Origin of the sequence: Nocardia callitridis (assembly GCF_039543305.1) — a bacterium.
Classification (GTDB): Bacteria; Actinomycetota; Actinomycetes; order Mycobacteriales; family Mycobacteriaceae; genus Nocardia; species Nocardia callitridis.
The window spans coordinates 41,969-66,524 of sequence record NZ_BAABJM010000010.1; the positions used below are offsets into that span (position 1 = coordinate 41,969).

The window sequence follows — 24,556 nt, forward strand, 5'->3', positions numbered from 1 at the left end:
TGGCCGTCTCAGTGGCACGCACCCGTCTATTCGGTTTGCTTCGGATGGGACGTACTCGCTAGCGTCAGCCACACAATTCGGCGGTCCGAATCGGGGCAGAACCAGATACGTCCTCCGGCAGTAACTTCGTACTGCCATTGGTCGAGCGCTTTGCCACCAATGACCCGTGTGCCGTAGATGTCCTTGAGTCGATGCTGCCGTGTCGGGGTCTCCGGCGCCGTAGGACGCTCGGTCAGCACGATCCACGCCTCCCACGTGTTCGACTGAGCGACACGGCAGAGTTCCTCCCACCCTTTCGCAGCCTCCGACGTCGCGAATCGCGCTTCCCAATGCCCCGGCTGTCCCGGCGGAGCGACACGGTCACCACGCTTAGCCGCCATACTCAGCTCTCCGTAGGCGCCGGGACCGGGCCGAAATCATCATCGATCGGACCGGACAACTGTTGCGACAAAACAGGATCCGCGTGGATTGCGGCGGTGCTACGCCACTCGGTCAATGTCTGCGACAGAAGGGACCATTGACCAATTTCCGCGGACGCCTGGAACGCTCGGACGAAGTCGAGCACGAACTGCCGTTGCGCGGATTCAGGTAGGGACTCGACCCACGGGAACTCGTCGACCAGCCCGCTCACGGCCACGCTCGGCGTGAGGTGCGCTGCGATATTGCGTAGCGCACGCGCGGCGACGATCGATCCGTCGGATTCCGATTGCACCCTGTCTTCGCGAGTCAATAGCAGCGGCGCACCGTCCCGCCTCCGAACGCGCACATCACCTTGGTCGACCAGAGCAGCCACGCTCTTGGGGTCTCGCTGCAACTCGCTCCACTGCACTTCGGTCGGCATCTCACCATTCTGAACGTATTCAGAAGTCTGCGCAAGCCACTGTCGCGGCCGTGCGGCTAGGACCGCCGGACCGGGGGACAGTTGGTCGCGGATCAGAGCACGGCTGTGGCGAAGCGGTCGATCTGGTCGGGGTCGGTGCCGTAGCAGTAGAGCATGATTTCGTCGGCGCCTAGATCTTCGAATTGTTTGATGTTGGAACGGATTTGGGTGGCGGTGACGAGTAGGCCATCGGCCATGTGGTCGGCGCGGCCACTGAACTCGTAGTAGTCGAGGATGGCGGTGCGGGCCTGGTCGACCAGAGGTTGGGGGCCGAGGACGGCGTTGACCTGGGCGACGATGCGCGGTGCGCCGGGGCGGCCGTGGTCGGCCCAGGAGCGTCGAGCGAGGTCGAAGAGGCGGCCCGCCCACGAAGGTGCTGCGGCGGCGAGGAATCCGCCGCCCCAGCGGCCGACTCGGTCGATGGCGGCGGGCTGGAAGCCGCCGAAGAGCAATTCGGGACCGTCGGGTTCGGTGGCAGCGGGGCCGATGGGACCGCAGGTGTCGCTGAACGGTGCACCCGACCACTGTTGACGCATGATGGCGAGCTGTTCGTCGAGACGGCGGCCGCGTGTGCGGATATCAGTGCCGGTGGCCTCGTGATCGTCGTCGCGACCACCGACGCCGAGACCGAGCGCGAAACGTCCGCCAGACAGAAGATCCAGGGTGGCAGCCTGTTTGGCGAGCAGTACCGGATCACGCAGGGGCGCGATCAGCACCTCGGTCTGTAGGCGGATACGGCTGGTCGTTCCAGCGAGCATCGCCAAGGTGACCAGTGGTTCGGGGTTGTCGTAGACGATGCGATCGAGCAGACCGAGCGTCGAGAACTCGGCAGACTCGGCGCGGCGGGCCCACTCGGGCAGCGCGACAGGATCAGCGATGGGAAGACCGAGACCAATATGCATTGAGAATCCTCTGGTGGAATTGGACGTGGGACATCAAGTCGCCCACTCCACGCCTGCTCGAAAAGGCGAGGCTCCCACACTGCGACAGTACTTCTGGAGAGCGCCAATCGGATTGAAGTCACCGTAAGCGAGCCCACCGAAGTTCCGCAACTCGATATGCGGTTGGCCTGCGCACGTGCTCGAAGCACGGAAAAGCGCCTCACCTGAGCTTCAGGCGAGGGGCCTCGAGCTGAGCTGCCAGAGATCAGTCCCACTGGCCAGAGACTTGTCTGCGCCTGCACCAGAAGAAACACATCATCCGAATTCATTGCGAATTACTGTGTTTCACGGTCGATTGTGGTCAAAACGTGGTCGCGGAGCCGACGGCATTACAACCAGACCGGTGGGCCTTCGGCGGGCGGCACCGGATACGGGGCGTAGGTCTCTTCCGGGTACAACGTCGTCACCCCGTCCAGTTCGGCGAGCAGCGCACGCACCGCGGTCTCGGGCAAGTGTTCAACCGTCGGCACGAACAGCGCAACGGCGTTCATCCGGCGCACGAGGTCGAGCAGATTCGCGGTGCGGTTCGGTGTGCTGGATGTGTGAGTGACGATGTGGCCCATCTGGTATCCGTATCGGGAGGCCAAGGCGCGCAACCGCTTTGCATCCCATTGGCGCGCGTCGCCGGATAGGTCGGTCCGCATGTAACCGAGGGCAACGAACGGTTCCTCCTCGGTCATCGGGTCGGCCGTTCGCCGGTCGCGGCGCGAGCCCTACCGTTAACTCCGGTAATCCGCTGCGGCTCTACCGCCCCATTTGGTGCACCTGCCTGTACCGATTCCAATGAATCGACAATCGAGGCAATCGCCCCGGCGCTCACCGCTCCACCCCGACGGCCGGTGTCGCTCGACCGGAATCGACCATCGTCCAGAACGCTGCGTTCTTGTCCGGGCAGGTAGCGATATCGCAGTGAATCCGCACCTGCATCACCCGATGTGCCTGCTCGACCGTGTACGGAACTTGCGGGGCCGCATGACATTCCCGATTGAGGATCTCGCCCACCGGCACCGCACCGGGCACCTCGATCGGCCGGTCGACCAGCCACGGCAACAACCAGAACACCGTAGCGAGAAGCGCCAGCGTTCCTACAACGACGATCACGGTTATCTCGAGCTCGCTCACGTTCACCCCTGCATTCCCCTGCGGTTGGTTTGGTGCACTCACCGCCGGGGGCCTGCGCCGGGGGAACGGGGTTCGCCCCAGCGGTGGGTGCTGGTTTCAGGTTCAACCTGGGTGGCGGTGTGGGGTATCAAAAGTTTTGCCACACTGTTGGTGGGGGCAACGGCAGGATGGTGCGACATGGGCACGACAACCGAAGGCGGCATCGGCGAGCGGGTAGCGGAGGAACGCAAGCTCGCCGGGTGGACGCAATCGCGGCTGGCGATCGAGGCGAACGTCTCGGTGTCGTTGGTCCGCAAGGTCGAACAGGGACGCTCGCCGGCGTCTCCTGCTTTCGTCAGCGCGTGCGCGAAGGCATTGAAGGTCAGCCCGTCCGAACTGCTCGGACAGCCGTTTCCGCGAACCACCCGCGACGAAAGCGAAGTCGCATCCGGTATCGCGTTGATCCGTAGCGAGCTTGCTGCCTACGACATTCCGCCCGCTGGGCTCACTCCTCGGCCGATCGAGGCTGTGGCCGAAGCTGTCTCGCGAATGCGTACCTTGCGGCGTGCGTCGAGCCTGCGGCAGATGTCGATGGATCTTCCGGCATTGATGATCGAGGTTCGCGCCTTGGTGCATCAGGAGCAGGGCGGCAACCAGCAACGCGCCTACCGCCTGCTGTGTGAGCTGTACCTGTGCGCTCGCGGCCTGGCGCACAAGCTCGGCTACGTCGATCTGATGACGGTCACCATTGAGCGGCTGGCATGGGCGGCGGCGGGCACCGGTAGTCGACTGTGGGCGACCTCGGCGCAGTACTTCCGAGCATTGGTGCTCACGTCGACGGGCGATTGGAATACGGCCTTGGCGTACCTCGAGCGCTGCCGCGCCGAGCTGGAATCCGAGCTGGGCAGCGACGACACAGAGCATCTCGTCAGCTGGGGCGGACTGCACTTGCAATCCGGGCTCGCTGCGGCACGTGCGGGTGACCGCGGTGCCGCCGACGCGCATCTGAGCGAAGCACGCGAGACAGCGGCGCGGCTCGGCGACACCGAGTATTGCGAACCGGTGTTCTACTTCGGGCCGACGAACGTCGATATCTGGTCAGTCGGGTTGGCGGTCGAGATGCTGGAAGGCACCGAAGCCATCGAGCGCGCGCAGCATCTCACCATTCCGGCCAGTACACCGAGGTCTCGCGCGGGACATCTGTACATCGATCTGGGGCGCGCGTTCCTGCTGCACGGCGACCGAGCGAAGACGCTGGACTCACTGAACAAGGCGCGGCAGATAGCGCCCATCCAGACCCGGTATCACCCGATGGTGCACGAGACGGTTCGAGTATTGGCACGAACGGAAGCGCGCAGTACCGAGACCCTGCGCGGGTTCGCGGCGTGGTGCGGGGTGAACCAGCTGTAGTTCTAAGCGGTGCTGTTCCTCGCCGAGGAGTTGGGTACCCCGGCCACGTTCGTACCATTCACCGGTCCGTCGATACATCCTGGACTTCACCGCGAATCCACTTCCACCGAGCATGGGGCGGCGGCGCTGAGGTGGCGATGCCCGCAGCGACAATCCAGCAGGCGGGCCACTGCCGCCGGCCCTAGACAACGCCTTGCCATATGTTGTTGACGACATATAAAGTCGCTGTCGTGGGTGAACTGTTCACCATCGAAATCGAACCCGAGGTGCGGGACTGGCTGGAAGCACTGCCAGGCAAGCACTTCCTCAAGATAGACGAATATGTCGGCCTGCTCGCAGAACAAGCAGAGTCGCTGGGCGAGCCCTACGCTCGGCACCTCGGCGACGGGGTCCGCGAGCTACGCCCGACACTGGACGGCGCCGCTATCCGTATTACCTATTGGCTCGCACCCGGACGAAGAGCCGTCCTCCTGACAGTGTTCCGCAAGACCCGAATGCGAGAAGACGCCGAGGTCAAGCGCGCGAAACTCGCCCTACAGGCCTGCCAGGCGGAACACGAACCCGCCCATCAAGAATTCGTCCGCGCAATCGAGCGAGGGGAACTGGACCGATGAGCCACGCACGCTGGAAGACCCTGCGGGAACGCAAACTCGCCGAGGGCTACACCGAACCCGACGACGTCACCGAGGCCCGCCGCGAAATCCGGCTCTCCATGGCACTAGCCCAAGCCGTATACGACCGCCGCACCGAACTCGGGCTCACCCAAGCGGACCTCGCCGAACGCGCCGGTCTCACCCAAGCCAAAATCTCACGCATCGAGGGCTCCGACACTGTGCCGACCCTCCCCCTGCTCGCTAAGCTCGCCGATGCCCTCGAGGCCACTCTCAACATCGCCCTCGACGCCGATGACACTTGCGTCAACTTCACCAGCCACCACACCGACGCAGCCTGAAGATACGGCTACATCGATTTCGCTGGTTTTCGACATCGCGGCCCGCGCCGGTACTTGATCGCGGGAATGGCTTTGACCAGTGGTCGCAACGCATAGCTGTCGTTGGTGTTGGCGGCCGATATGGCCGCCGCCATGCACAGCCACTGGTCAGCACGAACACGATCGCGGTTAACACCGCGCGGTCGCCCATGGGCGCGGCGCCTCCGCCCCGGGGTCGGGACTCGAATCGTGGAATGAGGGGTTCGGCCAAGGCCCACAACTCATCTGGCGCCAGCGAACGCGAAAGCCTCTCCGTCACAACGGAACATCATCACCTACCAACCACCCAAAACCACGTAATGCACGCTCTAAGGGCAAATACCCTAGGAACGGTCCGACAGAACGAGACCGGCGCGTAACGGGCAATCCAGGATCGCGATACACAGCCAGACGCGATGACGAGTGACGTTGCCGCACATCTTTATAAGGGATGCTATGAGGATCCTCGTTCTCGTCCTGCTGGCACCGATGCTCTGGCCGTTCTATATCGCTTACTGGTGCATCAAGCATCCCGAGCAGACGAAACGCACCTACCGAAAGGTGCGAGAACTGATCAGGCGGTACCCGAAAACCTCGGCAGGTGCGGCGGTGATCGTATGCGGGGTCGGCGGCATCAGTGACCTGGTCGACGGGGAATTCGCCGCCGGTACGTTCGGAGTTGTCGCCGCTTCACTGTTCGCCGCGGTGCTGGGATGGTTGCTGTGGAAGGAACGTGCCGCACGGTCGGCCGAAATCGCCGCACGCGCCGACGCACAACACGATGCGGTCATGCAGGGCGACGAATGGGGCATCTACGGATTCCGAGAACGACCGCTCGTCTGATGATCGCCGTATTCAGGGCGTACTACAGCCCACACGGTACGCAGCGACTGCACTCAGGACGCTAGCGGTGCGCATGTGAAGACGATCCAGCGCGAGGCTAGAGCACGTTCGAGGACGGCTTAACTTAGACGGCGTGGCCGATCGGCTGTGGTCGGCTCCGCGCAGCCGCTGCACGATGTGCCCGAATTGTGCCCACGGGGCAGGGCCTACGGCTTGTCCGCGCATAGAAAAAGCCCCTCACCTGGTCTTCAGGTGAGGGGCCTCGAGTGGAGCTGCCGGGAATCGAACCCGGGTCCTCCGCCGCGTCTCCAGGGCTTCTCCGTGTGCAGTTCGCTAGGTCTCTACTTGGATCTCCGGGTCTCGCGAACAAGCTCGGATGACGATCCCAGTCGCTGTTCGATGTCCCGTACGAACCCGCGACCGGCCCGGACGGTAATTCCCTCTAGCTGATGCCAGTACCCGGGTCGAGGGACGAACCCGGACTGACAGAGACGACCTACTGCTTAGGCAGCGAGGGCGTACTCGCGCTGATTGGAATCGGCGCTTAATTGGTTGCAGCGACGCTTACGGTGGTCTCTTGCCTGCACCGACACGCTTCCCCTGAATCTACGTACGCAGTCGAAACCGTTCAGCCCCGTACGTCCCGACACCTTGCCGGGCTGTTCATGTTAACACCGGCACGACGGCAGATCATCCCAATATCCGGTGAGCGCACGCTCGACCGATCTGATCAAGAAAACGCCAGGTCAAAGTCTTAACGACCAGGCACGAACGGCGTATCCGCTCCGGTGGAGGGTGACGCGGGTCGCACATCGGGGGCCACCCGTGGTAACTACCCCATGTGCACTCGTGCAGCCACGCCCGGTGTCGCGGCGGTCGGCGATCGGCGCGAGTGCGAAGTGGAATAGGGAAAGAACATGCTAGTCACCACTTTTCGGAGCCGACTGCTGCGCATGGTCGCCGCTGGAGCCGTTGTCGGGACCGTCGCGGCCGGTTGTTCGAGCGCCGAGAACGCAGCTCCCGTCGAGATCACCCCCGGGGTCACCAGCACGCCGTGCCCGCACGCCATCGACACGGACAAAGGCTGCATCTACCTCGGCGTACTGTCCGATCTGGATGGCGGGCCGTTCGCGGCGCTCGGCAAGGACATGAACGACGCGCAGTCGGCATTCTGGCGGCAGGTCAACGAAGCGGGCGGGATCGGTGGCCGCTTCGAGGTCGACGTCACCACCTACTCCAGGAACACCGCCTACGATGCCCGCCGCCACCTCGACAGCTACCGCGAGATCGAACCGAAGGTGCTCGCACTGGCCATGAGCCTCGGTACCGTGCAGACCCAAGGAGTGCTCGATCGGATGGACGCCGCCGACATGGTCGCCACGGCGGGGACCTTGTGGTCGGGGTGGCAATTCGAGGACGTCGACAAAGGGTTGGTACTGGAGTCCGGATACTCCTACTGCGCGGAGGCGATCATCGGGTTGGACTGGGAGCGAGAGCACCGCGCCAAGCCACGCAAGATCGTCACGGTCAGCGACACCGGGGACTACGGCGGCGACTACTCCGCGGGCGCGCGCAAATGGGCCGAAACCAACGGCGTGGCAATCGAACACGAGATCCAGACCGCACCGAACGCACAGGTCGGCAACCAGGACGGTCCGGTCGCCGAAATACTCGCCGCCGCACCGGATCTCGTCTTGCTCGCCACCGGACCCGCCGAGGCCGGTGAGATCATGGGCAAGACGGCACTCGCCGGATTCACCGGCAGGTTCCTCGGTTCGGCACCGACCTGGAACGGAGGGCTACTGAAAACCCCCGCCGCGGAATCGATTACCGCGATGTACAACTCGACCTCACCGCTGGACGGGTGGGACGGCACGAGCACGGGCGCGAAACGGGCGCGGCAATCCGCCAGCCAGGAACCCACGACCTGGGGTTACAGCGCTGGCTGGATGTTCTCCTACCCGATGCAGGCACTGTTGAACCGGGCACTGGCCGAGGGCAAGCTCGATCGCCACGGCGTCCGCGAATCGGTGCGCGGGCTGACCGTCGACTACGAAGGCGCGATCGCGCCGTACACCTACGGTGGCGCACGACCCGATCTGTCCCAGCAACGGGCGGTCATCACCGCGCCCGACGTCACCCAGCCGCTCGGCGCCAGGACTCTGACCACCGGATATCACGGGAAAACGCAGGAGAAGGTGACGCTCACCGAGCCGTGTGTACGACCATGAACGGGAGGCGCGCGATGTCCAGCGCTGGTGTGGGAGGCAGCTCGACCCTGCTGCGGCCCCAACAGCCTGCCGCCCCCGAGATCCTCGACGTCGGCATCCCCAACAACCGTGAGGTCGACGACAAGCGACTCGGCGCCTCGGTCGAACCCGCCGAAGTGGAGTTGCTCACCGAGGCCGACTTCGACAAGAACCCCTGGTCGTTATCGCTGCGATAGTTCGGCGCACCTCGGGTCCGGCCTGCACTGCCGCCGCCGCGGTACGGCTTCGATTCCAGTCGCGTCGCAGAGAGCGGCAAGCGTTTCGGTACCCGCATCGTTCTCGCGACCTCGCTCAGCAGGCAGGTCGTGGTCCGGTAACCCACGCGGTTCGCGTGACGTGACGCTCCACGTGGCAGGTCAGCGCATGCCCTTGATCCGGCGGCCCAACTCGCGGGTGACCTCACGTTCGGCGGTACGCCTGGCGAGGTCTTGGCGCTTGTCGTAGTCCTGCTTACCCTTGGCGAGCGCGAGCTCCACCTTCACCTTGCCGTCGGCGAAATACATCGACAACGGCACAAGGGTCTGATTGCCCTCCCGCGACTTGCCGACCAGCCGTTCGATCTCCCGCTTGTGCAGCAACAACTTTCGGGTACGGCGTGGCGAGTGGTTGGTCCAGGTGCCGTGACTGAACTCGGGGATGTGCAGCCCGCGCAACCACACCTCGCCGTGATCGACCGTGGCGAAGGCGTCGACCAACGAGGCCTTGCCCTCACGCAGGCTCTTCACCTCGGTGCCGACCAGCGCGATCCCCGCCTCGTAGACATCGAGGATCGTGTAGTTGTGTCGCGCCCGACGGTTGGTCGCGATGACCTTGCGCCCCTGTTCCTTCATAACGGTCCACTCTAAGTGACCTGGCAACCGGATTATTCCCACAGGTCGCGACCTGGGAGGTCAGGCGGTTGATGCCGCCGGTACCACAGGTCAGCGACCGGGACCCAGAAACGCGTAGAGCACGAGTAACGCGACGAAGGCGACGACGAGCAGCACCGTCGACAGGCGCGGAACCCCGAAACGACGCGTCGGCGCCGAATGCGGCGCCAACCACATCTCGTCCACCGTCGGGTCGATTCCCCTGCTCACCACCGGAGGCGCGTCCGGCGCCTCTTCCTCGCGGCGGTCATCGTCGTCGTCGGGCTGGTCATCGCCCCCACCATCGTCACCGGATGCCATAGGCAGCACGGTAACCCGCGTCGCGTCGGTTCGCGCTGCGATAGTGAGGGTCGCAATAGGGTTGAAACTCAAGCGAGTTGGCGAACGAAGACCTCGGTGGGCAATCCGGTGTTGAGGTCGACGGTGAACACGCGCAATCCGACCGAGTCGACGTCCAGTTCGAGCACCATAAAGCCCAGCTCGTGATAGTTCTCGAACAGCGAACGATGCCGTGGGCCGCGCGGAGGCAGCAAGGGTTCGGCGGCAACGGTTTTGGCGGCCGCTCCGGACACGATCTGCCTCGTACCCTTCGATTCCGTGGTCGGTTCCAGTACCTGGAGCGAATGATCGTGCCCCGACAGGAGGAACTGGCATTTGCCGAGCACATGATCCTCGATGAACTCCCGGACGTGCACGCCATTGATCGGCGCGATCGACAAGCCCTCGTAGCGTCCGGCGTCACCGTGTGGCCCGTTGTTCAGATAGGGGTGATGGGTACAGGCGATCTTCCATGTCGCCGTCGACTGTTCGATCGCCGCGTCCAGCCAGGCGCGTTGCTCGTTCATGAACTGACCGTCCACCGCCCAGTAGCTGGAGAAGATCGGCGGCAGGTAGGCAGCCAGCGGATTCAGGTCGAGCACGAAGAACTCCACCACCGGATCGTCTTCGGGTACGCGCACCGCGTAATACCGGCCGGGCATCCACCACCGCGGTGAGTGTGCGTGGTATTCGACCTCGTCGTTGCCGCGCAGCAGCCAGCCGCCGTCACCGTGCAGGATCGAGCTGTTGTCGTGGTTGCCGAGCACCATCAACCACGGGAAATCCAGTCCCGCATTGGGGTTTTCGAACTTCTCCGCGAATTGGACATCGGCGGGACCATTCGGGCCGCCCTCATAGATGTTGTCGCCGAGACCGAGCGCCAGCGAAAGCGGTTCTCTGCTGTGCAGGTTGCGGATGGCGTCGGCGACGGCCCACTGGGCTCGGTTGCCGGTGCCCGCGTCGCCGGTGAGCAGAATCCGAAGTTCGCGATCGGACGGCAACCCGAATTTGGCGACCCCCACGGTGTCCGCCACCGCCTCCGCGCGCGTACGACCCATCAACTGAGCGCCCGCGGTGATCGTCGCGGCACCGGCAAGGAACAGCCGACGCCGAATATCGTTGACGCTCAAGCGTTCTCACCCTCCAGTTCGATGGATCGGACGCTCACGCATCGGCCAAGACCTCCAGCACCTGCTCGCCGTACTTGTTCAACTTGTTCTCGCCGATTCCGTTGATCGCGCCGAGACCCGCCAGACCGGATGGCTTGCTCGCCGCGATCTCGCGCAGCGTGGCGTCGTGGAAGACGACGTAGGCGGGGACACCCTGTTCCTTGGCCGTCGCCGCGCGCCATTCCCGCAACTTGTCGAACACCGGCACATCCGAGGCGGCCATCTCCGCCGCCGCGGCTTTGCTCGCCCGTGCGGCGCGGGCTGGCTTCGCGGCGCGTTCCGGCTCGCGGCGCATCGATACCGCGCGTCCGTCGAACAACACCTCACTGCTGGCTTCGGTGAGCGTGAGCACACCGTATTCGCCGTGCACCGCCAGCATTCCGGCCGCGAGCAATTGCCTGACGACGCCGCGCCATTCGGTATCGCGTAGGTCGGTGCCGATGCCGAAAACGGTCAGTTCGTGGTGGTCGTGCTGGAGTACCTTGGGATTCTTCTTCCCCAACAGGATGTCGATGATCTGTCCGGCGCCGAAGCGCTGACCGCGTTCGCGATCCAGTCGCAGCACGGTGGACAGCACCTTTTGCGCGGGCACCGTGCCGTCCCAGGTCTCCGGCGGCGTGAGGCAGGTATCGCAATTGCCGCAGGATTGTCCCGGTTCGCCGAAGTAGCCGAGCAGGCGGGTGCGGCGACAACTCACCGTTTCACACAGCGCGAGCATCGCGTCCAAGTGCAGTTGCAGCTGACGGCGATGTGCGGCGTCGCCTTCCGAGGATTCGATCATCTTGCGTTGCTGCACCACATCATTGAGCCCGTAGACCATCCACGCGGTGGACGGCATTCCGTCGCGACCGGCCCTTCCGGTCTCCTGGTAGTAGCCCTCGATGGATTTGGGAAGGTCCAGGTGGGCGACGAATCGGACGTCCGGCTTGTCGATCCCCATGCCGAAGGCGATGGTGGCGACCACGATGAGACCTTCTTCGCGCAGGAAGCGCGACTGGTTCTCGGCGCGGGTGCGATTGTCCAAGCCCGCGTGATAGGGCACGGCCGCGATGCCGTTCTCGACGAGGAACGCGGCGGTGCGCTCCACCGAATTACGCGAAAGGCAGTACACGATCCCCGCCGCACCCGCGTGTTCGGTGCGAATGAAGTCGAGCAGCTGACGCTGCGGGCTGTTCTTGGGCTCGATCCGGTACTGAATATTGGGGCGATCGAAGCTGGCGACGAAGCGGCGCGCGGCACCGAGGTCGAGGCGCTGGATGATCTCGTCGCGCGTCTTCTCGGTAGCCGTCGCGGTGAGCGCGATGCGCGGCACATCGGGCCAGCGCTCGTGCAGCATCGACAGTTCCAGATAGTCGGGTCGGAAGTCGTGCCCCCACTGCGAAACACAGTGCGCCTCGTCGATCGCGAACAGCGCGATCTTGCCTCGGTCGAGCAGGGCCGCCGTCGAGTCCAGGCGCAGCCGCTCCGGCGCCAGGTACAGCAGGTCGAGTTCCCCCGCGATGAATTGCTGCTCGACCATCCGGCGCTCGTCCGGGTACTGCGTGGAGTTCAGGAACCCCGCGCGCACGCCGAGCGCGCTGAGTGCGTCGACCTGGTTCTGCATCAACGCGATCAGCGGCGACACCACCACGCCGACACCGGGCCGAACCAGCGCAGGGACCTGATAACACAGCGACTTGCCGCCGCCGGTCGGCATCAGTACCAACGCGTCGCCACCCGCGACCACGTGGTCCACGATGTCGGCCTGATCACCTCGAAAGTCGTCGTACCCGAAGACACGACGTAGAACTTCTTGCGCCACAACAGATCCGGCGCCAACGCCGGAGTCGCCGTCGGTCGCCGTCGCCACGGATGCATCGAGCTGAGTCACGCGGCCCATCCTACGAGCGCCTGCCGATGACGTCGTCGGTACATCACGAAAACCCTCAGCTCGCCGTCGAGTTGTCCACATGTGCACAACTCGGGACCCGCTGCGCGGTCCCACAGCTCCAACAACACTCTGACCTCCATATACGTCGCGAAGAAGGTATTCCGGCCTGCCGAGACGCCCGAAAGGCTCTGTTAGCTTGACGGACATGACGCAGGGCCGGGAAGCAGCGGAGTCCGAGCAGTCCTGTGCCCCATCGGACGCACAGGACTCCATCACCATGACCACGGCGACCACCTCGGATGCCACCGACATCATCGACCTGCGGGATCGGCGCGCGCGATGGATGCTCGATCACGGGATCGACCAGTGGTTGCCGGGCGAGTATCCGGTCGAATTCGTCGAGGCCGAAGCCCGGCGTGGCGAATGGTTCGTCGGCCGCGACGGCGCCGAACTGATCGGCGCGGTGCGCGTGATCTGGCGCGACCCGGGGTTCTGGGGTGCGGACGGCGAAACCGTGGCCGGATATATCCATGCGCTGATGGTCGCGCCGGAGCATCGCGGTCGCGGCCTCGGCACGGCGATCCTTCGATTCTGCGCCGATCACACCAGGGCCGAGGGCGTCACCGTGCAGCGTCTGGATACCGCGTCCAATAATCGGGCACTCCGAAAGTACTACGCCGCAGAGGGTTTCACCGAAGTGCGCGAAGCTCCGCTCTATGCCCCATTCCGCGGCTCAACGGCCGTGGTCTTGATGGAGAAGTCGCTCGTCGCGACCGAGCCGCCGACACGAAGGGGCTAGGACGAAAGACGGTTGCGGACTTCGTCGTGGAGCAAGCCGTTGGTGGCCAGGGCGTCGCCGCCGTGCGGGCCGGGGGTGCCGTCGAGGTCGGTGAAGCGGCCGCCGGACTCTCGGACGAGGATGTCGAGGGCGGCCAGGTCCCAGAGCGAGACCTCGGGTTCGGCGGCGATGTCTACGGCACCCTCGGCGACCAGGCAGTAGGTGAAGAAGTCGCCGTAGCCTCGGACGCGCCATACGTCGTCGGAGAGGGCGATGAAGTGGTCGCGTAGACCGCGGTCGCGCCAGCCGGAGAGGCTGGAGAAGGCGAGGCTCGATGAACTCAGCTCCGACACCGCGGAGACCGAGAGTCGCTTCGGCGCGGCGGATTCGAAGCTCGTCCAAGCACCGGCGCCGAGCGCCGCCCACCAGCGGCGCGACAGGGCGGGCGCGCTGACGACGCCGACCACAGGGACACCGTCTTGGAGTAAGGAGATGAGCGTCGCCCAGACCGGGACGCCGCGCACGAAGTTCTTGGTGCCGTCGATCGGGTCGAGCACCCACTGTCGTCCACTCAATTCGACGTCTCCACCGAACTCCTCGCCGAGTACCGCATCCTCGGGACGCTGCTCGCCGAGGATGCGACGAATCTCCCGCTCCACCGCGAGGTCGGCATCGGAGACCGGCGTCAGATCCGGTTTCGCGTCGACCTGGAGATCGAGCGCACCGAACCGTGCCACGGTGATGGCGTCGGCCGCCTCGGCCAGCCGCAGGGCAAGTTCGAGGTCGGACGTATAAGAGGGGTGCTCAGCCACGCCAGGAACCTTATCGACCGACCGCACCGAAGCCCGCATCGAGATAACGCGAGACCCGCGGTAGGTCAGGCAACCCATCACCGCCGGCGGTACCGGCGTTCGGGAGCCCGATCGCTTCCGCCGGGCAACCGAGCAAGTCGGCGCCGACCCGATTTCGCCGCGCTGAGCATGGTCGTGCGCGTCGACGAGAGCCAGGTATCGCTGGTCACGCCGATGCCGCGACGTCCCGTGCCGCGACCAACGCACTTGCCCACCAGTGCAATTGGTCGAGCATCGCCTGTGCCGCCGCATTCGGCGCCTCGGGTTCGCGCAGGCTTCCTTCCTCGTCGAAGAACAGCGGGTAGCGCGGAAACGACACATAGTTGCGCACTGTGTGGGCATTGAGTTCGTTGAAGATCTGGCGCAGGTGCTCGATGGCGAGCAGGCCGCCGCTGGCCCCGCTGTAACCGACGAACCCGATCGTTTTGGCATCCCACTGGGTGTAATGCCAGTCGATGAACGCCTTCAGCGACGCCGGCAGGCTCCGGTTGTAGTCGGGGGTGATGACGACGAAAGCGTCGGCCACGGCCAAACGCTCGGTGCGTGCGGCCAAACTCGGCGGGCGCTCGGGATTCGGCTCGATCGACGGGGAGACGGCGGGCAAGGCCAGGGGAATCTCCACGTCGGCGAGGTCGATCACGTCGACCTCGAAGCCACCGTGGCGCTGCGCCTGCTCGGCGAACCACGCCGCGACCACCGGGCCGAAACGACCATCGCGGACGCTGCCGATGATCACCGCGAGCCGCAAGGACGAATGGGGCATGTTGTCTCCTCGAATGCTGAGGCGGCCGACTCCTTTCGGCCGCGAGGACAACTCTCGCGGCCGCCGCGCCTACCAGGAAGACCGTCGTAAGGCTGGTAGTGCGACGGTCACCCTCAGGACACATTCGCGAGCTACGTTCTAAGGGTGAGCGATAACGAGCTCGGCCTGTTCCTGCGCACTCGCCGCGAATCGGTGTCGCCCGCGCGGGTCGGACTCCAAGCAGGTCCGCGACGACGCACACCCGGCCTTCGTCGCGCCGAACTGGCAACCCTCGCCGGGGTGAGCGTGGAATACATCACCCGGCTGGAGCAGGGCCGCGACCGACATCCCTCCCCCGCCGTGTTGTCCGCCTTGGGCGACGCCTTGCTCATGACACCGAGTCAGCGAATTCACCTGCACCGACTGTCGAAATCGGCCGACAGCGGGTTCCATTGCCTCGGGGACGCCGCCCCGCCGCGTGCGGTGCGACCCGCTGTGCGCGCGGTACTCGATCGACTGGACCCGTCCCCCGCCGTGGTGTTCAACCGGCTCACCGACATCCTCGCCTACACCGACGGCTACCACCGGGTCATGGCGTCGACCGGCCTGTTCGATGTCGCGACGCCGAACCTCGCCAAGTACCTGTTCACCGACCCGCGCGCGGAGACCGTGTACCCGGACTGGGACGCCGTCGCCGACGAGGTGGTTGCCACGTTGAAACAGGGCCCGTTCCGCGTCGACCGCCACATCGCCGCCTTGGTGGATGAACTCACCGTCACCGCGGGCCCCGCGTTCGCCGACCGCGTCGCTACGGTGCCGAGCCTGGCCGCGCCCACCGGCATCACCCGGTTCGCGCATCCACAGTCGGGGGAACTACGGCTGGCCTACGAGACGCTCGAACTGTCCGCCGACGACGATCAACGCCTGATCGTGCACCTGCCCGCGGACCAGGCGACAGCGCGTGCCTTGGACGCGCTGACCCGTGGCAGACCCGGTGGGCTCCGCGTTGTCCGACCCTCCAGCTAGGGTTGAGCACTGTGCATCCTGACGTCTCCGCTGATCTCGCCGAACTCGACGCCACTCTCAAGACGGTCGAGTCGGTCCTCGACGTCGAGGAGCTACGGCGTCGCATCGACGAGCTCGAACATCAGGCCGCCGACCCCGAGCTGTGGAACAACCAGGACCACGCGCAACAGGTAACGAGCGAACTCTCGCACGCCCAAGGGGAATTGCGGCGCGTAGAGGAGCTGCGCCAGCGGCTCGACGACCTGCCGGTTCTCTACGAATTGGCCGAGGAGGAAGACACCGACGACGCCAAGGCAGCCGCCCGTGCCGAGGCCGACGCCGACCGTGCCGTCCTACACACCGACATCGAGGCGATGGAGGTGCGCACGCTGCTGTCGGGTGAGTACGACAAGCGCGACGCGCTGGTGAACATCCGCTCCGGCGCCGGTGGCGTGGACGCCGCGGACTGGGCCGAGATGTTGATGCGGATGTACATCCGCTGGGCCGATCGGCACAAGTATTCGGTCGAGGTCTACGACACCTCGTACGCCGAGGAGGCGGGGATCAAGAGCGCCACCTTCGCGGTGAAGTCGCCGTACGCCTACGGGACGTTGTCGGTGGAGATGGGCACACACCGACTGGTGCGTATCAGTCCGTTCGACAACCAGGGTCGTCGGCAGACCTCCTTCGCGGAGGTCGAGGTGCTCCCGGTGGTGGAAACCACCGACCACATCGAGATCCCGGAGACCGACATCCGCGTCGATGTCTATCGCTCTTCGGGTCCGGGCGGGCAGAGCGTCAACACCACCGACTCCGCGGTGCGTCTGACCCACCTGCCCTCGGGCATTGTGGTCACCTGTCAGAACGAGAAATCCCAGCTGCAGAACAAGATCTCGGCGATGCGGGTGTTGCAGGCGAAGCTGCTGGAGCGCAAGCGGCAGGAGGAGCGCGCGGAGATGGACGCGCTCAAGACCAACGAGGGCGCGTCCTGGGGCAACCAGATGCGTTCGTACGTGTTGCACCCATATCAGATGGTCAAGGACCTGCGCACGAACTTCGAGGTGAACAACCCTTCGGCGGTGCTCGACGGTGAGATCGACGGGTTCATCGAGTCCGGAATCCGTTGGCGGATGCGCGAACAGGTCGGCTGATCGGCGACGCGATTCCGCCGCGGTGTGCGTGATGGCTCACAGAGAGGTTTATCCGGTCGGAATGACGTTCGGGCGACGGTAGCCTGTCTGGCGTGCGTTCAGTAGCGAGTTCGATCGAGGTTGTCAGCCTGTCCATCGGTTCGACCTCGGACGCCACGAACTGGCTTCGTTCCGGCGGTATCGAGATCGTGTTGTTGATCCTCGGCGCCGTGCTGTTCAGCCGGTTCGCGACGTTCATTCGCGATCGGGTCACCGGCAGGATCGATGCGGGATTCCGCGGCGGTGATTCGTTGGTGCGTACCGAGGCGGCCAAGCATCGACACGCGTTGGCGCAGGTGGTCACCTGGGTGGTGCTGACCGTCGCCTACGTGTTGGTGGCGATGGAGGTGCTACGCAGGCTCGGCTTCCAGGTGACCGGATTGGTCGCGCCCGCAGCGGTTTTGGGTGCGGCCTTGGGTTTCGGCGCGCAGCGCATCGTGCAGGACATTCTGGCCGGGTTCTTTCTGATCACCGAACGTCAGTACGGATTCGGTGACGTGGTGCGGATCGCGGTGACCGGCTCCTCCGAACATGCCGAAGGCACGGTGGAGGACGTGACGCTGCGCATCACCACGTTGCGCAATTCCGACGGCGAGGTGATCACGGTGCCGAACGGGCAGATCGTGAAAGTGACGAACCTGTCGAAGGATTGGGCGCGTGCCGCGATCGACGTGCCGGTGTCTTCCAGCGCCGACATCACGACGATCAACGAGTTGCTGCACGAGGTGGGGACGAAGGCGTTCGCCGACAGCCGACTCAATCCGTTGTTGCTGGATGAGCCGACGGTCATGGGTGTCGAGGATCTCACCGTCGACCAGATGAACATCAGAATGGTTGCCAGAACATTGCCAGGTAAGCAATTCGAGGTCGGCCGCGAGCTGCGAGTGCGCGTGGCCGCCGCATTGCGCCGCGAAGGAATCAGTAGGGAAGGAATTCGTGAAACCACGTAGATCGACAGCGATACTCATCGCGACCTGGCTCGCCATGTTCGTGCTGTACATGTTCGTTCGGCCGGATCACTCGGTCGCCGCCGGCCAACCGGCCCCCCAACCCGCCTCCGCAGTGGTGGACAACACCACGCCGGCACCGAATTCGGCGCTACCCGGCCACTGACTCGAGTGGGCTGGGTCGAGAAGGCAGCGCACCGAAGGTTGCTGGTTACACTGGCTCCCCGTGATCACCATGCGCAACGTCACCAAGTCGTACAAGACCTCGACACGACCGGCGCTGGACAACATCAACGTCGATGTGGACAAGGGCGAGTTCGTCTTCATCATCGGACCGTCCGGCTCGGGTAAATCGACTTTCATGCGACTTCTGCTCAAGGAAGAGACCCCCACCACGGGTGATATCCGCGTCTCCGATTTCCGAGTCGACAAGCTGCCCGCCCGCAGAGTGCCGAAGCTTCGGCAGCGAATGGGGTGTGTATTCCAGGACTTTCGGCTCTTGCAGCAGAAGACCGTCTATCAGAACGTGGCGTTCGCGCTGGAGGTGATCGGCAAGCGACGCCAGGTCATCGACAGAACGGTGCCCGATGTGCTCGACATGGTCGGGCTCGGCGGCAAGGCCGACCGGCTGCCCACCGAACTCTCCGGTGGCGAGCAGCAGCGGGTGGCCATCGCGCGCGCCTTCGTCAATCGACCGCTCGTCCTGCTCGCCGATGAGCCGACCGGCAATCTCGATCCCGACACCAGCGACGACATCATGTTGCTGCTGGAGCGGATCAACCGCACCGGCACCACGGTGCTGATGGCAACGCACGACTACAACATCGTCGACGCGATGCGCAGGCGGGTGGTCGAACTCGACCGCGGCCATCTGGTGCGCGATGAGGCGACCGGCGTCTACGGAATGGACCGCTGATGCGCGCGAGCTTCCTGTTCAGCGAGGTCTTCGCGGGCCTGCGCCGCAACGTGACGATGACCGTCGCGATGATTCTGACCACCGCGGTCTCGTTGACCATGCTCGGCGGCGGCCTGCTCGCGGTGACGATGGCCGACAAAACCGAGCAGTACTTCTTGGACCGGCTCGAGGTGCGGTTGTATCTCACCGAGGATGTCTCCGCGAACGACCAGGATTGTTCGCAGGATCTGTGTCGCGCGTTGATGACGGATCTGAAGGGGACCGACGATGTCGAGTCGGTGCAGTTCCTCAGCCGCACCGACGCGGTGCGTGAGGCCAAGGAGAAGACCTTCAAGGACCAGCCGGAGCTGGCCGAATACGTGAGCGAGACGCCGCTGCCCGCGTCCTTGCGGGTGAAGATGAAGGACGCGTCGCTGTATCCGACGATCTACGCCAAGTTCTTCGACCGACCGGGCGTCGGCATGGTCCGTAATGACAAGGACATCGTCGACCGGCTGGTCAGCCTGTTCGACGGGTTGCGTAATGCCGCGTTCGGCCTCGCGGTGCTGCAGGCGTTCGCCGCGCTGTTGTTGATCGCGAACATGGTGCAGATCGCCGCGTTCACCCGCCGTACGGAGGTGGGAATCATGCGGCTGGTCGGCGCGACGCGGTGGTACACGCAGTTGCCGTTCTTGTTGGAGGCGGTGGTCGCGGCGCTGGCCGGTTCGGTGGTCGCGGTGATCGGGTTGATGGTCGCGCGACCGTTGGTGATCGACCGCGCGCTCGGAGATCTGTTCGCCAGTAAGGTCTTTCCGCAGATCACCGGGGATGACATCGCATCGGTCGCGTTGACGATCGCGCCGGTGGGCATCGTGTTCGCGGCGCTCACCGCGTATGCGACATTGCGGTATTACGTGCGCGAGTAGCCCAATCTTCCGGCCTGGAGAGCCGACCGTCCGTGGTGGAATCCGCGGCGGTCGGCTCTCGTCGTTTCTTACGGTGACGAAGGTTCGGCGTGGAAACGCTACCGACGGGTACCCACGGTTGGTGATGGTCGATCAGGGACGTCGAGGCGCCGGATCCGCCGCGCGAACGGGCGGTGCGCAGGCGGCACAGCCGAGCGCGGCAACCAAGTGGGCGCCTGTCCAGTACCTACCGGGATATGCGGCGTATGCTGCATCTCGACGCCGTTCTTACTCTGGAGTAAGGTATACTTACTCCAGAGTAAGATAGCTGGCACCAGACCGCACCACCCACCCGAGGAAACAGGTGATGATGAGCACTCGAGACAGCGCAACGGAGCGACGTCCAGACACGTCCGCGGTCGGCCTCAACCAGCCCAAACGGGACTGGATGGGTACGGCGATGCGAGTGGTGACGACCATTACCGGGTCCGACCTCGCCGAGAAGTACAACCTGCGCAAGCCGATCGAGCGAGCCGCTTACCAGAGCACCAAGACGGGATTCCGCACCCTCGGTGCCGCCACCCGCGCTTTCTCGAAGGTCTCGGGGAACGGTCAGCCCAAGCGTCTTGCCGACAACGAGTCCAAGACCAAGGACTACTTCGACCTCACCCCCTCCGACGAACAGCAGATGATCGTCGAGACCGTCGGTGAGTTCTCCGCCGAGATCCTGCGTCCGGCCGCCTACGACGCCGATGCCGCGGCCGCCGCGCCGCGCGACCTGCTCGAGCGCGCCGCCCAGCTCGGTATCACCCTGATCAACGTTCCCGAAGAACTCGAAGGCGCGGCCTCGGAGCGCGGTGCGGTCACCAACTCACTGGTCGCGGAGGCGCTCGCGCACGGCGACCTCGGCCTGGCGCTGCCCATCCTCGCGCCGAGCGGTGTCGCGGTCGCGCTGTCGCAATGGGGTAGCGACGCGCAGCAGAAGACCTACCTACCCGCCTTCACCGGCGAGAACGTGCCGCAGGCCTCGGTCGTGATCAGCGAACCGCGTGCCCTGTTCGACCCCTTCGCGTTGCAGACCAAGGCCGTTCGCTCCCCCAGCGGCTACCGGATCTCCGGCGTGAAGAGCCTGGTGCCCGCCGCGGCGGACGCCGAGCTGTTCCTGGTCGCCGCCGAACTCGACGGCAGGCCCGCGCTGTTCATCGTTCCGTCCGACACCAAGGGTCTCGTCATCGAGGCCGACCCGAGCATGGGGCTGCGCGCGGCGGGTCTGGGTCGCCTGCTGTTGGATAATGTCGCGGTCGGCACCGACGCCATTCTCGGCGAGGGCGATGCCAAGCAGTACGCCGCCGACTACACCGACGCGGTGCAGCTGGCTCGCCTCGGCTGGGCCTCGGTCGCGGCGGGCACCGGAAAAGCGGTGCTGGACTACGTGATTCCCTACGTGAACGAGCGCGAAGCGTTCGGCGAGCCGATCTCCCACCGCCAGGCTGTCGCCTTCATGGTCGCCAATATCGCCATCGAGCTCGACGGGTTGCGGCTGGTGACCCAGCGTGGCGCCTCGCGCGCCGAGCAGGGCAAGTCCTTCGCCCGCGAGGCGGCGCTGGCCAAGAAGCTGGCCACCGACAAGGGCATGCAGATCGGCCTCGACGGCGTGCAGTTGCTCGGCGGCCACGGTTACACCAAGGAACACCCGGTCGAGCGCTGGTACCGCGATCTGCGGGCGATCGGCGTCGCCGAGGGTGTCGTCCTCATCTAATTCGGCCCGGTTTCTGACTCCAGGAGACATTCCATGATCAATCTCGAACTCCCCAAGAAGCTCCGGGCCAGCGCCAACCAGGCCCACCAGGTCGCCGAGGCGATCTTCCGTCCCGTCTCGCGCAAGTACGACCTCGCCGAGCACGAGTACCCCGTCGAGCTGGACGGCATGGCCGCCATGATCGAGGGGCTCGCCGACTCGGGCACCCAGAAGATCAGCGGCGCCTCTGGCGGTCGTTCCGAAGAGGAGGGTGGCTCGCACGCCACCGAGCTGCTCGGCAACACCAACGGCGGCAATATGTCCGCGCTGATGAACGCGCTGGAAACCTCGTGGGGCGATGTCGGCCTCATGCTCTCGATCCCGTACCAGGGCTTGGGCAACGCGGCCATCGCGGCCGTGGCCACCGACGATCAGCTCAAGCGCTTCGGCAAGGTGTGGGCCTCGATGGCCATCACCGAGCCGTCGTTCGGATCCGACTCGGCCGCGGTGACCACCACCGCCGTACTCGACGGCGACGAGTGGGTGCTCAACGGTGAGAAAATCTTCGTCACCGCCGGTGAGCGTTCCACCCACATCGTGGTGTGGGCGTCGGTGGACCGCAGCCTCGGGCGCGCGGCCATCAAGTCGTTCGTGGTGCCGCGCGACGCACCGGGTCTTTCGGTGGCGCGGCTCGAGCACAAGCTCGGCATCAAGGCCTCCGACACCGCCGTGCTGTTGTTCCAGGACTGCCGGATCCCGAAGGACAACATCCTCGGCAGCCCGGAAGTCAACGTGGAGAAGGGTTTCGCGGGGGTCATGCAGACCTTCGACAACACCCGCCCGCTGGTGGCCGCGATGGCGATCGGCGTCGCCCGTGCCGCGCTGGAGGAGCTGCGCTCCATCCTGTCCGACGCCGGTGTCGAGGTCTCCTATGAGACCCCCGCCAACAACCAGCCCGCCGCGGCAGCCGAATTCCTGCGCATGGAGGCCGATTACGAGGCCGCCTACCTCCTGGCGCTACGCGCAGCATGGATGGCCGACAACAAGAAGCCGAACTCGCTGGAAGCCTCGATGTCCAAGGCCAAGGCAGGCCGCACCGGCACCGACGTGACCCTCAAGGCAGTCGAGCTCGCGGGCACCATCGGCTACTCCCAGCGCAGCCTGCTGGAGAAGTGGGGCCGCGACAGCAAGATCCTCGACATCTTCGAGGGGACCCAGCAGATCCAGCAGTTGATCGTGGCTCGCCGAGTGCTTGGCAAGAGCAGTGCTGAGCTGAAATAAGCGGATCAGATACGTAAAGCCGGTCCGAGTCGACATTGTGGCTCGGATCGGTTTCGCGTTCTCAGCGGGCGCGTGCACTCGCTGCCTCCGGTCTCGTGGCTCCGCTAGGCCGTCCTCGGTCGGAAGCTGTGCCGAGCCGGAAGTAGTCGCTTCGGTCGATGCCCGGTCCGAGCCTTGGCGGCTCGGACCCTGTAGGCAATTCCGTCCACACAAGGTGTCCCGCGCCGGGATGGCCCTGTACACTCGGCTTGTCAGTAAATGACGCCGAGCGGGTGAGACGCCGTTGTAGCGACGTCCCACCCTGGTGGGCTAGCTAGCCTGCCAAACTCGGCGGACCAGCAAGAGCGCCCCGGCGATTACGACAGCAGCTGTCAGGATGATGCCGTATCGACCGGGACCTTGCTCTTTTCTCGGCGATGTTTCGCCATTCCCCACCACCTCCTCCCTGGGCGCGATGTCTGGACCGAGTCCATCGCCCCGCGGCAGGAGGTTCGCCAACCTTACGTCATGCCGCCGGGTCCGAATATCCACGCCCGCAACTGATCTCGGTGCGGATCGAGTGGGAAGTCGGTTTTGGAACTTCCATGCCGTGGGCGAAATTCCGGGCGGGAGTGGGTGATTCGCGCGGCGGTCGAACCGTGTCGGGGTGCGAAGGCAGCGCGCGCTCTCGCGTGGGTTCGGGATTTCGCGTAGCACAGGGCGCGACACGAAAAGTCTCCCGAGGTCAGAGCCTGGACATCGGTGCGGCGAAGGGGCAGCGTAGCGCCCTGTGGGCCGGGTCGCCCGATTCGGCCACCGAAATTCCTCTCAGCTGGACCAGAGACTTCAAGGAGAACTGGTTATGCCACGAAAGAGTTTCATGCGCCGCTGCACCACCGTGCTCGCCGCTACCGCCGCGGCGGTGACGGTGTTCGCGGGGACCGCGGGTGCCGGGCCCGCCACCGTCGATTTGCCCGATGCCGCACAGCAATTGCGGACGTCGGCTGCCGGGAACGCGGCGGCCGAGCAGGCCATCGACCGACTGCTGTCCTCCGGCGAGGTCCCGGCCGCCGAGCAACTGGCCTTGCCCGCACAGCCGTTCCAAATTCCCGCGGAGTCGGATATCGGTCGTGGTGGCGGTCCCGGTGTCTACGGTTCGGGAATCGCCCTCGGCGTCGACGGTTTCCGTTTCGGCTTCTTCGGCGGACCGGGGACCATCGCACCGAACCAGGCCGGAGCGAAACTGGAAGTGGTGTGGCTCAACCTGTCCAACGGTCGCAGCGGCACCGATCTGCTCATCGAACACAACGATGTCCCGGTCGACACCACGATCCGCACCAGGGTCCTGGACACCGGCCCCGGCCTGGTCGTCGCCGCCGTGTACGGCACGCTGTGGCACCGCTGGTCGGTTCCGGTGAGCGAGGAGCACCCCGACGGTTTCCAGTACCAGCTGGGCACGATCACGATTCCGTCGTTCGGGGCCGTCTACAACTGATCGCACCCGTGGACAGTCCTGCGTGAACAACGGCAACGACACCACAGCCGAAGGACCACGCGCGACCGAACCGCTCCGGCCTCCGACGATTGGGGGCCGGAGTTCGTGT

At 65.1% G+C, this 24,556-nt stretch carries 26 protein-coding genes, 1 other RNA gene and 1 pseudogene; 16 read left to right on the forward strand and 12 right to left on the reverse strand.

Translation table 11 applies throughout. The features are described from left to right. Window positions 1-382: 382 nt before the first annotated feature. The 4 genes from ABEA50_RS30230 to ABEA50_RS30245 all read right to left on the reverse strand — a co-directional run bounded on the left by ABEA50_RS30230 (window position 383) and on the right by ABEA50_RS30245 (window position 2,943). Window positions 383-841, reverse strand: a complete 459-nt coding sequence (locus ABEA50_RS30230; protein WP_345499853.1) for a hypothetical protein — start codon at window positions 839-841, stop codon at window positions 383-385. Window positions 842-933: 92 nt separating this feature from the next. Next, window positions 934-1,782, reverse strand: coding sequence for an LLM class flavin-dependent oxidoreductase (locus ABEA50_RS30235; RefSeq protein WP_345499855.1), 849 nt, complete (start codon window positions 1,780-1,782; stop codon window positions 934-936). Between the two features lie 368 nt (window positions 1,783-2,150). Then, a complete protein-coding gene (locus tag ABEA50_RS30240) occupies window positions 2,151-2,501 on the reverse strand; it encodes a hypothetical protein (protein WP_345499857.1) in 351 nt (116 codons plus the stop codon). Between the two features lie 136 nt (window positions 2,502-2,637). Then, window positions 2,638-2,943 carry a hypothetical protein gene (locus tag ABEA50_RS30245; protein WP_345499858.1) on the reverse strand — a complete coding sequence of 102 codons (306 nt, stop codon included), beginning with the start codon at window positions 2,941-2,943 and terminating at the stop codon, window positions 2,638-2,640. A gap of 177 nt (window positions 2,944-3,120) precedes the next feature. Here ABEA50_RS30245 and ABEA50_RS30250 point away from each other — a divergent pair, with 177 nt between their 5' ends. The 3 genes from ABEA50_RS30250 (at window position 3,121) to ABEA50_RS30260 (ending at window position 5,284) form a co-directional block, all read left to right on the forward strand. Next, window positions 3,121-4,332, forward strand: coding sequence for a helix-turn-helix domain-containing protein (locus ABEA50_RS30250; RefSeq protein ID WP_345499859.1), 1,212 nt, complete (start codon window positions 3,121-3,123; stop codon window positions 4,330-4,332). A 230-nt stretch (window positions 4,333-4,562) separates the two neighbouring features. After that, window positions 4,563-4,946: a type II toxin-antitoxin system RelE/ParE family toxin gene (locus tag ABEA50_RS30255; protein WP_345499860.1), complete on the forward strand. Its 384-nt coding sequence runs from the start codon at window positions 4,563-4,565 to the stop codon at window positions 4,944-4,946. After that, window positions 4,943-5,284, forward strand: a complete 342-nt coding sequence (locus ABEA50_RS30260; RefSeq protein ID WP_345499861.1) for a helix-turn-helix domain-containing protein — start codon at window positions 4,943-4,945, stop codon at window positions 5,282-5,284. Before ABEA50_RS30255 ends, ABEA50_RS30260 begins: the two co-directional genes overlap by 4 nt. Window positions 5,285-5,357: 73 nt before the next feature. Here ABEA50_RS30260 and ABEA50_RS31085 read toward each other — a convergent pair. Next, a pseudogene (locus ABEA50_RS31085) lies at window positions 5,358-5,582 on the reverse strand (transposase); the annotation flags it as partial. Window positions 5,583-5,758: 176 nt separating this feature from the next. Between ABEA50_RS31085 and ABEA50_RS30270 the strand changes: the two are divergent. Next, window positions 5,759-6,145, forward strand: coding sequence for a hypothetical protein (locus ABEA50_RS30270; protein WP_345499862.1), 387 nt, complete (start codon window positions 5,759-5,761; stop codon window positions 6,143-6,145). Between the two features lie 264 nt (window positions 6,146-6,409). Here the strand turns inward: ABEA50_RS30270 and ssrA are convergent. Then, window positions 6,410-6,781, reverse strand: a transfer-messenger RNA (tmRNA) gene (gene ssrA, locus ABEA50_RS30275). A gap of 281 nt (window positions 6,782-7,062) precedes the next feature. On the opposite strand from ssrA, the gene ABEA50_RS30280 reads away from it, so the two are divergent. Together ABEA50_RS30280 and ABEA50_RS30285 are read left to right on the forward strand one after the other, a co-directional pair. Next, window positions 7,063-8,376 carry an ABC transporter substrate-binding protein gene (locus ABEA50_RS30280; protein ID WP_345499863.1) on the forward strand — a complete coding sequence of 438 codons (1,314 nt, stop codon included), beginning with the start codon at window positions 7,063-7,065 and terminating at the stop codon, window positions 8,374-8,376. Between the two features lie 14 nt (window positions 8,377-8,390). After that, a complete protein-coding gene (locus tag ABEA50_RS30285; protein WP_345499960.1) occupies window positions 8,391-8,591 on the forward strand; it encodes a hypothetical protein in 201 nt (66 codons plus the stop codon). Between the two features lie 180 nt (window positions 8,592-8,771). On the opposite strand, the gene smpB is transcribed toward ABEA50_RS30285, so the two are convergent. The 4 genes from smpB to recQ all read right to left on the reverse strand — a co-directional run bounded on the left by smpB (window position 8,772) and on the right by recQ (window position 12,641). Continuing rightward, window positions 8,772-9,245: an SsrA-binding protein SmpB gene (gene smpB / locus ABEA50_RS30290; protein WP_345499864.1), complete on the reverse strand. Its 474-nt coding sequence runs from the start codon at window positions 9,243-9,245 to the stop codon at window positions 8,772-8,774. A 90-nt stretch (window positions 9,246-9,335) separates the two neighbouring features. Beyond that, window positions 9,336-9,584, reverse strand: coding sequence for a hypothetical protein (locus ABEA50_RS30295; RefSeq protein ID WP_345499865.1), 249 nt, complete (start codon window positions 9,582-9,584; stop codon window positions 9,336-9,338). 68 nt (window positions 9,585-9,652) lie between these two features. After that, complete coding sequence (locus ABEA50_RS30300; RefSeq protein WP_345499866.1) at window positions 9,653-10,732, reverse strand: metallophosphoesterase; 1,080 nt, start codon at window positions 10,730-10,732, stop codon at window positions 9,653-9,655. 34 nt (window positions 10,733-10,766) lie between these two features. Next, on the reverse strand, window positions 10,767-12,641 hold the full coding sequence (recQ, locus tag ABEA50_RS30305) for a DNA helicase RecQ (RefSeq protein ID WP_345499867.1): 1,875 nt from the start codon (window positions 12,639-12,641) through the stop codon (window positions 10,767-10,769). A gap of 205 nt (window positions 12,642-12,846) precedes the next feature. On the opposite strand from recQ, the gene ABEA50_RS30310 reads away from it, so the two are divergent. Further along, window positions 12,847-13,440, forward strand: a complete 594-nt coding sequence (locus ABEA50_RS30310; RefSeq protein WP_345499868.1) for a GNAT family N-acetyltransferase — start codon at window positions 12,847-12,849, stop codon at window positions 13,438-13,440. Here ABEA50_RS30310 and hisN read toward each other — a convergent pair. Both hisN and ABEA50_RS30320 read right to left on the reverse strand, forming a co-directional pair. Beyond that, entirely contained in the window at window positions 13,437-14,231 is a 795-nt protein-coding gene (hisN, locus tag ABEA50_RS30315) for a histidinol-phosphatase (protein WP_345499869.1), read from the reverse strand. The genes ABEA50_RS30310 and hisN overlap by 4 nt on opposite strands. Window positions 14,232-14,436: 205 nt before the next feature. Continuing rightward, window positions 14,437-15,033, reverse strand: coding sequence for an NADPH-dependent FMN reductase (locus ABEA50_RS30320; protein ID WP_345499871.1), 597 nt, complete (start codon window positions 15,031-15,033; stop codon window positions 14,437-14,439). A 144-nt stretch (window positions 15,034-15,177) separates the two neighbouring features. On the opposite strand from ABEA50_RS30320, the gene ABEA50_RS30325 reads away from it, so the two are divergent. The 9 genes from ABEA50_RS30325 to ABEA50_RS30365 all read left to right on the forward strand — a co-directional run bounded on the left by ABEA50_RS30325 (window position 15,178) and on the right by ABEA50_RS30365 (window position 24,447). Then, window positions 15,178-16,038, forward strand: a complete 861-nt coding sequence (locus tag ABEA50_RS30325) for a helix-turn-helix domain-containing protein (protein ID WP_345499872.1) — start codon at window positions 15,178-15,180, stop codon at window positions 16,036-16,038. 11 nt (window positions 16,039-16,049) lie between these two features. Continuing rightward, complete coding sequence (gene prfB, locus ABEA50_RS30330) at window positions 16,050-17,168, forward strand: peptide chain release factor 2 (protein WP_345499873.1); 1,119 nt, start codon at window positions 16,050-16,052, stop codon at window positions 17,166-17,168. Window positions 17,169-17,281: 113 nt separating this feature from the next. Further along, window positions 17,282-18,157 (forward strand): mechanosensitive ion channel family protein, encoded by an 876-nt coding sequence (locus ABEA50_RS30335; protein WP_425577752.1) that lies wholly within the window; start codon window positions 17,282-17,284, stop codon window positions 18,155-18,157. Continuing rightward, on the forward strand, window positions 18,144-18,320 hold the full coding sequence (locus ABEA50_RS30340) for a hypothetical protein (RefSeq protein WP_345499875.1): 177 nt from the start codon (window positions 18,144-18,146) through the stop codon (window positions 18,318-18,320). The genes ABEA50_RS30335 and ABEA50_RS30340 overlap by 14 nt, the downstream gene beginning before the upstream one ends. A 60-nt stretch (window positions 18,321-18,380) precedes the next feature. Continuing rightward, window positions 18,381-19,070 carry a cell division ATP-binding protein FtsE gene (ftsE, locus tag ABEA50_RS30345; RefSeq protein WP_345499876.1) on the forward strand — a complete coding sequence of 230 codons (690 nt, stop codon included), beginning with the start codon at window positions 18,381-18,383 and terminating at the stop codon, window positions 19,068-19,070. Next, window positions 19,070-19,975 carry a permease-like cell division protein FtsX gene (gene ftsX / locus ABEA50_RS30350; protein ID WP_345499877.1) on the forward strand — a complete coding sequence of 302 codons (906 nt, stop codon included), beginning with the start codon at window positions 19,070-19,072 and terminating at the stop codon, window positions 19,973-19,975. Before ftsE ends, ftsX begins: the two co-directional genes overlap by 1 nt. Before the next feature lie 346 nt (window positions 19,976-20,321). Further along, entirely contained in the window at window positions 20,322-21,713 is a 1,392-nt protein-coding gene (locus tag ABEA50_RS30355; RefSeq protein WP_345499878.1) for an acyl-CoA dehydrogenase family protein, read from the forward strand. Between the two features lie 33 nt (window positions 21,714-21,746). Then, the gene (locus ABEA50_RS30360) at window positions 21,747-22,973 is read left to right on the forward strand and encodes an acyl-CoA dehydrogenase family protein (protein ID WP_345499879.1); all 1,227 of its coding nucleotides are present in this window, start codon (window positions 21,747-21,749) and stop codon (window positions 22,971-22,973) included. 841 nt (window positions 22,974-23,814) lie between these two features. Then, the gene (locus ABEA50_RS30365; RefSeq protein WP_345499880.1) at window positions 23,815-24,447 is read left to right on the forward strand and encodes a hypothetical protein; all 633 of its coding nucleotides are present in this window, start codon (window positions 23,815-23,817) and stop codon (window positions 24,445-24,447) included. The last annotated feature ends 109 nt before the right edge of the window (window positions 24,448-24,556 follow it).

What these genes read in the sequence shown, in the direction of transcription:
- ABEA50_RS30270 (WP_345499862.1), top strand. Translation starts at nt 5,759, where the DNA reads ATGAGGATCCTCGTTCTCGTCCTGCTGGCACCGATGCTCTGGCCGTTC.
- ABEA50_RS30280 (WP_345499863.1), top strand. Translation starts at nt 7,063, where the DNA reads ATGCTAGTCACCACTTTTCGGAGCCGACTGCTGCGCATGGTCGCCGCT.
- ABEA50_RS30260 (WP_345499861.1), top strand. Translation starts at nt 4,943, where the DNA reads ATGAGCCACGCACGCTGGAAGACCCTGCGGGAACGCAAACTCGCCGAG.
- ftsX (WP_345499877.1), top strand. Translation starts at nt 19,070, where the DNA reads ATGCGCGCGAGCTTCCTGTTCAGCGAGGTCTTCGCGGGCCTGCGCCGC.
- ABEA50_RS30240 (WP_345499857.1), bottom strand. Translation starts at nt 2,501, where the DNA reads ATGACCGAGGAGGAACCGTTCGTTGCCCTCGGTTACATGCGGACCGAC.
- ABEA50_RS30230 (WP_345499853.1), bottom strand. Translation starts at nt 841, where the DNA reads ATGCCGACCGAAGTGCAGTGGAGCGAGTTGCAGCGAGACCCCAAGAGC.
- ABEA50_RS30285 (WP_345499960.1), top strand. Translation starts at nt 8,391, where the DNA reads ATGTCCAGCGCTGGTGTGGGAGGCAGCTCGACCCTGCTGCGGCCCCAA.
- ABEA50_RS30365 (WP_345499880.1), top strand. Translation starts at nt 23,815, where the DNA reads ATGCCACGAAAGAGTTTCATGCGCCGCTGCACCACCGTGCTCGCCGCT.
- ABEA50_RS30355 (WP_345499878.1), top strand. Translation starts at nt 20,322, where the DNA reads ATGATGAGCACTCGAGACAGCGCAACGGAGCGACGTCCAGACACGTCC.
- ABEA50_RS30360 (WP_345499879.1), top strand. Translation starts at nt 21,747, where the DNA reads ATGATCAATCTCGAACTCCCCAAGAAGCTCCGGGCCAGCGCCAACCAG.
- ABEA50_RS30295 (WP_345499865.1), bottom strand. Translation starts at nt 9,584, where the DNA reads ATGGCATCCGGTGACGATGGTGGGGGCGATGACCAGCCCGACGACGAC.
- ABEA50_RS30320 (WP_345499871.1), bottom strand. Translation starts at nt 15,033, where the DNA reads ATGCCCCATTCGTCCTTGCGGCTCGCGGTGATCATCGGCAGCGTCCGC.
- smpB (WP_345499864.1), bottom strand. Translation starts at nt 9,245, where the DNA reads ATGAAGGAACAGGGGCGCAAGGTCATCGCGACCAACCGTCGGGCGCGA.
- ABEA50_RS30310 (WP_345499868.1), top strand. Translation starts at nt 12,847, where the DNA reads ATGACGCAGGGCCGGGAAGCAGCGGAGTCCGAGCAGTCCTGTGCCCCA.
- ABEA50_RS30235 (WP_345499855.1), bottom strand. Translation starts at nt 1,782, where the DNA reads ATGCATATTGGTCTCGGTCTTCCCATCGCTGATCCTGTCGCGCTGCCC.
- ABEA50_RS30250 (WP_345499859.1), top strand. Translation starts at nt 3,121, where the DNA reads ATGGGCACGACAACCGAAGGCGGCATCGGCGAGCGGGTAGCGGAGGAA.